The sequence below is a fragment of the Azospirillum sp. UFLA03-27 genome, assembly GCF_059803775.1.
The window spans coordinates 1-6,107 of record NZ_JAUQTX010000328.1 but is presented as its reverse complement, the minus strand read 5'-3'; the positions used below and the strand labels follow the sequence as shown (position 1 = coordinate 6,107).

At 68.3% G+C, this 6,107-nt stretch carries 6 protein-coding genes and 1 pseudogene; 4 read left to right on the top strand and 3 right to left on the bottom strand.

All coding sequences use genetic code 11. From position 1 onward, the window contains the following. Positions 1 to 1,056: pseudogene (locus tag Q4I23_RS29660) on the bottom strand (hypothetical protein); the annotation flags it as partial. A gap of 338 nt (positions 1,057 to 1,394) precedes the next feature. On the opposite strand from Q4I23_RS29660, the gene Q4I23_RS29655 reads away from it, so the two are divergent. Further along, positions 1,395 to 1,727, top strand: coding sequence for a Rid family hydrolase (locus Q4I23_RS29655; protein ID WP_454020963.1), 333 nt, complete (start codon positions 1,395 to 1,397; stop codon positions 1,725 to 1,727). 18 nt (positions 1,728 to 1,745) lie between these two features. Here the strand turns inward: Q4I23_RS29655 and Q4I23_RS29650 are convergent, their stop codons facing one another. Then, positions 1,746 to 1,937: a hypothetical protein gene (locus Q4I23_RS29650; RefSeq protein WP_247893004.1), complete on the bottom strand. Its 192-nt coding sequence runs from the start codon at positions 1,935 to 1,937 to the stop codon at positions 1,746 to 1,748. A 224-nt stretch (positions 1,938 to 2,161) separates the two neighbouring features. On the opposite strand from Q4I23_RS29650, the gene Q4I23_RS29645 reads away from it, so the two are divergent. From Q4I23_RS29645 to Q4I23_RS29635, 3 genes are all read left to right on the top strand, one after another. Next, positions 2,162 to 2,875, top strand: a complete 714-nt coding sequence (locus tag Q4I23_RS29645; RefSeq protein WP_237907980.1) for a response regulator — start codon at positions 2,162 to 2,164, stop codon at positions 2,873 to 2,875. A gap of 83 nt (positions 2,876 to 2,958) precedes the next feature. Beyond that, complete coding sequence (locus Q4I23_RS29640) at positions 2,959 to 3,561, top strand: 2-hydroxychromene-2-carboxylate isomerase (RefSeq protein WP_014199879.1); 603 nt, start codon at positions 2,959 to 2,961, stop codon at positions 3,559 to 3,561. A 99-nt stretch (positions 3,562 to 3,660) separates the two neighbouring features. After that, entirely contained in the window at positions 3,661 to 4,647 is a 987-nt protein-coding gene (locus Q4I23_RS29635; protein ID WP_454020965.1) for a potassium channel family protein, read from the top strand. Between the two features lie 6 nt (positions 4,648 to 4,653). Here Q4I23_RS29635 and ccoG read toward each other — a convergent pair whose 3' ends face one another. After that, positions 4,654 to 6,096 (bottom strand): cytochrome c oxidase accessory protein CcoG, encoded by a 1,443-nt coding sequence (gene ccoG / locus Q4I23_RS29630; protein WP_498528592.1) that lies wholly within the window; start codon positions 6,094 to 6,096, stop codon positions 4,654 to 4,656. Between the last annotated feature and the right edge of the window lie 11 nt (positions 6,097 to 6,107).

Sequence of the window (6,107 nt, the reverse complement as noted above, 5' to 3'; positions counted from 1 at the left end):
CTCGGAGATGTGTATAAGAGACAGGGCCATGGCGGTGGGGGCGCCGGACTCGGCGGAGGCGCGCGAGCGGGCGGCTGGTTCGATGGCCTTCGCCATCACGTCGGCGGCCACGGCGCCCTCGTCGGGGGGCGGCAGGACGCGGCCCAGAACCTCCACCGGCACCTCCGGACGGTTGACGAAATAGGCGGAGTAGAGCGCCTGCCGGAAGGTGACCGGGTTGCCCGACGCCACCGACAGTTCGACCCCCTTCCAATCGTCGCCGCTGAGATTCTCCAGCACGGCCCAGCCCTGCAGGTCGCCCGTGCCGCCCTCGGCCCCCTTCGCTGATTCGGGCAGGGTCAGGCGGTAGGTCGCCTTCCACAGCGGAGCGGCCACCACATAAGCGACGCGCACGGTGCGCTCAGCGCCCGCGTCCGCCTGCGGAGCAGTGGTGCGGATGGTCAGGCGCCGCCGCTCCTTGCCCGCCGCACCGGCGACGGCGGCCAGCGCGGAGTCGAGCTGCGCCTGCACCCGCGGGTCGGCGAAGCGCAGGGAATCGGTTTCCTCCAGGAGGAGCTGGCGCAGCCCTTCCGCGGTCATCAGGCTGACGCGGTTGCGGGTGACGGTGCCGCCGCCGTTGGGAAGCTGGATGTACTCCTCCGTCACCGAAAGCAGCCGGCCCGACACCGCGCGGGAGCCGCTGGTCTGCACCTCCGCCCCCTTCATGGCGTTCAGCAGGGCGCTGGGGGAGGCGAGATCCTCCGGCGTGAAGGGCAGTTCGCGGAAGGCGGTCTCCAGCGGCTCCTGCCCGGGCAGGTCCACCGTGCCGATGCCGCCGCGGTCATCGTAGACCACGATGCTCTTCAGGACGTCGTCCACCTGGTCGCGGCGCACCTCCAGGGTCAGCGCCGCGTCGCCGGACACGCGCGCCTCATGCTCGAAATAGCCGACGCCGCCGGTGGACAGCAGCACCCGCTTCAGCGCCAGCGCTCCCGGCGGCTGCTCCGCCGCCAGGGCGGGCGCGGCCAGCAGCGGCACGGCAAGGGTGAAGAGGGCGGCTTTCGTGATCCCGGACATGCGGGTTTCTCCCGTTATGGACGATTGGGCGTTCTTGGCCTGACAGATTGCGCCTGACAGGCTGGGCCCGGCTTCCTTGCCCGGCTTACGCTTTGATTTGGGAAAGAATTGGGCAGGCGGAAAGACGCGAACCGCGCCGACATGCCGCGGAACCGCCGCCGGTCAGGGTTTGTGCGGCTTCAGCCCTCTGTGACATAAAGGCGCCAGGTCGGTTCCGACGACTATAAGGAACACGAACAATAAGGGATGGAAATGCCATGGATCTTGGCGGGAGCGGGGCCGGACATGGGTCCGGCTGCTGGCGCGGGGACGCCCCGCGGGCCCTCGTGGCAGGCCGTGTGACGGGGGCCGCGGACGCTCCGGAACGGCGGTGGGTGTTCGTGTCCGGCACCTCCGGCTTCGATGCGGAGCGCCGGACGATGGCCGGCGATGTGGAGGAGCAGGCGCGCCAAACCCTGCGCAACATCCGCCGGACCCTGCGGCGGTCGGAGGCGGATTTGTCGGACGTGGTGCGGATGCGGGTCTATCTGGCCGACGCCGCCGATTTCCCCCGGGTTCAGCCGATCCTGGCGGAGGAATTCCGCGATCGCCCGCCCGTCGGCACGACCATGGTCTGCCCGCTGGCCGACCCGCGCATGAAGATCGAGATCGAGGTCACCGCGCGCTGTTGAGCGTTCCGCGTCTCCGGCTCATGGCTCGCCGACCAGCGTGCGCGCCGATTCGATGTGGCGGCGGGCCTCGGTCAGCAGCGCGCGGTGCTGGGCCAACGCTTCGCGGATGGGCAGGCGGTTGTTGTAGACGCGCACCTCGTTCAGCAGGCGGTCGGCGCGGTCGAGATGAGCCATCCGTTCCAGGCACTGGTCGAGCACGAGCATGGTCATTCCCCTTCGGTGCGGGCTTTTGCCTTTCGCCTCGCGGCTGAGAGGAATAAACCAACCTGTGATGACCGCGTGATTTCAGGAAACCGGCTTTTTCGTTTCGATCGCACGGCAGGATGTTTCAGCCGATTCACCCATCGGTCGTGCAACGGGTGCCTGTTACGGGCTTGTAACCGATTGCGTGCACCCATGGCGGTGAGCTATGAAGAGGACGGGAGGTAACGGCCATGCACATTCTCGCGGTCGATGATGATGAGCCGGTGCGCGAACTTCTGGAATCCTATCTGGCTTCGGAAGGCTACCGCGTGACCACCGCACCGGACACGGCCGCGGCGAAGAAGGCGTTGGAGGGCGATCCCGTCGATCTGGTGGTCTGCGACCTGCGGCTTCCCGACGGCGACGGGCTGGGGCTGGTCCGCCAGATCCGCACCGAATCGCACATTCCCGTCATCATCCTGTCGTCGAAGGACCAGGATGTGGACCGCATCGTCGGGCTGGAACTGGGCGCCGACGATTATCTGACCAAGCCGTTCAACCCGCGCGAATTATTGGCCCGCATCAAGGCCGTGCTGCGCCGCGTCTCCGGCGAGGGCCGTCCTCCGCGCAGCCCCGACGACCTGCGCGCCGTGGTGCAGTTCGCCAATTGGGAACTGGACCTGACCGCCCAGCGCCTGCGCAGCCAGGAAGGGCGTGAGGTGGAACTGACCAAGGCGGAGTTCGGCCTGCTCGCCGCCTTCGTGAAGCGCCCGCAGCGCGTGCTGACCCGCGACCAGCTGCTGGACCTGACCCGTGCCGACGGGGCGGAGGTGTTCGACCGCTCCATCGACGTGCTGATCCTGCGCCTGCGCCGCAAGATCGAGGCGAACCCGAAGGAACCGCGGATCATCAAGACCGAGCGCGGCGCCGGCTATGTCTTCGACGCCAAGGTGAAGACGGTCTGAATCCCGTCCAGCCGTCGGCGGCTGGACGGAACCTTCGGCGCGCGTTAGCCTTTCCGGAAAAGCAGAACCGGGAGGATGCGCGGATGGCCGACCCCATCGATTTCTACTTCGACTTCGCCTCGCCCTACGGCTATTTCGCCAGCCGCCGCATCGAGGAACTGGCTGCGGCGCATGGCCGCACCGTCACGTGGCGCCCGATCCTGCTCGGCGCCATCTTCAAGGTGACGGGGATGAAGCCGAACCTCCAGCAGCCGTTGCGCGGCGAGTATCTGGTCCATGACGTGGGCCGGATCGCCCGGCTGACCAACGCGCCCTTCACCTATCCCGACTCGGCCCCCGCCAACAGCGTCGCTGCGTCGCGCGCCTTCTACTGGCTGACCGACGAGCATCCCGAGCAGGCGAAGCTGTTGGCCCGCACCCTCTACCACGCCCATTGGGGGGAGGGGCGCGACATCGGCCCCGCCGAAACGGTGGTGGAGATCGCCGGCACGCTCGGCCACGACCGGGCGGCGGTGGCCGCGGCCCTCCAGGACCAGACCGTCAAGGACCGCCTGCGCGCCGAGAACGACGCGGCGGTGGACCGCGGCGTCTTCGGCTCCCCCTTCGTGATCGTCGACGACGAACCCTTCTGGGGCTGGGACCGGCTGGACATGGTGGAGCGCTGGCTGAGCACGGGCGGCTGGTAGGCTTACCGTAAAGCCCGTTGGGGGAGGGCGGTTGAAAGTCCTGCCATCGGGACCGGCCATGGCGCTATAAGGTGGGCACCACCGACAACCGGTTCGCGCATGGACCAGATCCTCCCCGACCGCCGCTCCAGCAAGGCCGCCGGCCCCGCCCATACGTCCCGGCCCCGCGCCCGCCGGTCCTGGCTGACCGGCGCGGTGCTGACCGCGCTGATGCAGGGGATGATCGCCCTGTCCATCCGCTCGGTGTCGGGCGATCTCGCTTTCGCCCTGCTGGGGTCGGTCGGCCTCGTCGTCGGGGCCTTCCACTATCTGTTTCCGGGAAGCCAGTTCTTCAGCCTTGCCCTGGCGAACTTCATCGGCGTCTACGCCTGTGTGTTCGTCTTCTTCCTGGAAAGCAACTTCCACAGCATCCCGTCGCACATCCAGGCCGCCGCCTTCGCGATCCCGCTGATCGCCTTCCTGGGGGGCGCGTGGTGGCGGGCCAACACGATCCGCAGCATCGTGATGTCGCGGCGGTTGCGCGACGGCGGGCATTTCGACCGCATCTTCCTGTGGATGGCCCCGGTCTGGGGAATCGGCGCGCTGACCTTCCTGCTGCCGGGACGGGAGGTGTCGCCGGAGATGCTGACGGCGATCTTCCTGCTGTCGATGTCGGCCATCGGAGTCGTCGTCGCGCTGGTCGCCCGCGATATCGCCGTCTTCCTGCTCGACGCCGGGCTGCTGTTCGAGGGCTTCTTCCAGCAGGCGGCCCGGCTGGTGCTGCCGGCCTTCGCCTTTCTGACCTTCTATTCGCTGTGCATCATCATGTTCGGCGCCTTCTACACCATCCTCGACCGCTTCATGGTGGAGCCGAACTTCATCATCGACGGCGTGCGCCGCGACCTGACCTTTCCGGAGGGGCTGTACTTCTCGCTGGTCACCTTCGCCACGGTCGGCTACGGCGACATCCACCCGGTGACGGGGGCGGTACGGCTGATCTGCGGGATCGAGATCGTGATGGGAGTCCTGCTTCTGCTGTTCGGCTTCAGCGCCATCATCGGCCACACCGCCCCGCGGGACCGCCGCGACCGCGACGGTCCCCTTTGAACCGCATCAGGGGGCGAGGAACACCGTCTCGGCCTGATGGACCACCCCGTCCGAGAGGCGGGTCAGGGTGAGGGTCAGCGGCATGGAGCCGGCCACCGCGACTCCCGCCGGGGCGCGGACATGGACGCGGTGGGTCTGCACCGTGTCGGGTTCGGCGCCCAGCACCGGCGCCGCGCCATCGGCAGCCCCGCCACCAACTGCCTCGCTACCAACCGCCGTCACCTTGGCGCCGCGGGGGCCGGAGACCGTTAGCCGGTAGCCCTGCGGGGCGCGGGTCATGTTGGAGATCTTGACCGTGTAGCTGTTCTGGATCGCGCCGTCGGACAGGGTGACGTAAAGCGGCGCCCGGTCACGAAGGACGGAGACGTCTACCGTCGGCTCCAGCAGCACGCCGAGCGTCATCATCCCGCCGACCACCAGCATCACCAGCGAATAGATGATGGTGCGCGGGCGAACCAGCCGGTAGGGCTCCGGCTTGCGGGCCACGGCCTTGGCCTCCTGAGCGGATTGGGTGTCGTAGCGGATCAGCCCGCCGGGGCGCCCGATACGGCCCATCACGTCGTCGCAGGCGTCGATGCACAGGCCGCAGCTGATGCAATCCATCTGCAGGCCGTCGCGGATGTCGATGCCGGTCGGGCAGACCTGGACGCAGGCCTTGCAGTCAATGCAGTCGCCGAGCCCTTCGGCGGAACGTTCCGTCCAGCTCTGCTCCTTGCGCAGCGGCGCGCGGCCGTCGCCGCGCCAGTCCTGATAGGTGACGGTGAGGCTCTCATCGTCCAGCAGGGCGGCCTGGATGCGCGGCCAGGGGCAGACATAGACGCACATCTGCTCCCGCATGAAGCCGGCCATGGCGTAGGTGCAGGCGGACATGAACAGGATCCAGCCGGTCGCCACCGGCCCGGGCTGGAAGCGCAGCAGGTCCGCGACGTAGCCCGGCGCGTCCACGAAGTAGAAGAGGGCCGAGGCCCCGGTCACCAGGGCGATCAGCAGCCAGACCGCGTGCTTGGCCGCCTTCTTGGCCAGCCAGCCGGCGTTGCGCGGACCGTTGTCCAGCCGGATGCGGGCGCCGCGGTCGCCCTCGATCCACTCCTCCACCTTCACGTAGAGGTCGGTCCATACCGTCTGCGGGCAGGTGTAGCCGCACCAGACGCGGCCGGCGAGCGCGGTCGCCAGGAACAGGCCGACCGCCGCCAGGATCATCGCGCCCGTCAGGTAGTAGATGTGCTGCGGCCAGAGTTCGAGGGCGAACAGGTAGAAGCGCTGGCTGTCCAGATCGAAGAGGATCGCTTGGTTCGGCAGGCCGGTCCCGCGATCCCAGCGCAGCCAGGGCAGCAGCATGAACAGCGCCAGCAGGCTCACCATCAGCGCCGACTTGATGCGGCGGAACCGGCCGCGCGCCGCCTTCGGGTAGATCTTCTGGCTGTCTCTTATACACATCTCCGAGCCCACGAGACTATAAC

What these genes read in the sequence shown, in the direction of transcription:
- Q4I23_RS29640 (WP_014199879.1), top strand. Translation starts at nt 2,959, where the DNA reads ATGGCCGACCCCATCGATTTCTACTTCGACTTCGCCTCGCCCTACGGC.
- Q4I23_RS29645 (WP_237907980.1), top strand. Translation starts at nt 2,162, where the DNA reads ATGCACATTCTCGCGGTCGATGATGATGAGCCGGTGCGCGAACTTCTG.
- Q4I23_RS29650 (WP_247893004.1), bottom strand. Translation starts at nt 1,937, where the DNA reads ATGACCATGCTCGTGCTCGACCAGTGCCTGGAACGGATGGCTCATCTC.
- Q4I23_RS29635 (WP_454020965.1), top strand. Translation starts at nt 3,661, where the DNA reads ATGGACCAGATCCTCCCCGACCGCCGCTCCAGCAAGGCCGCCGGCCCC.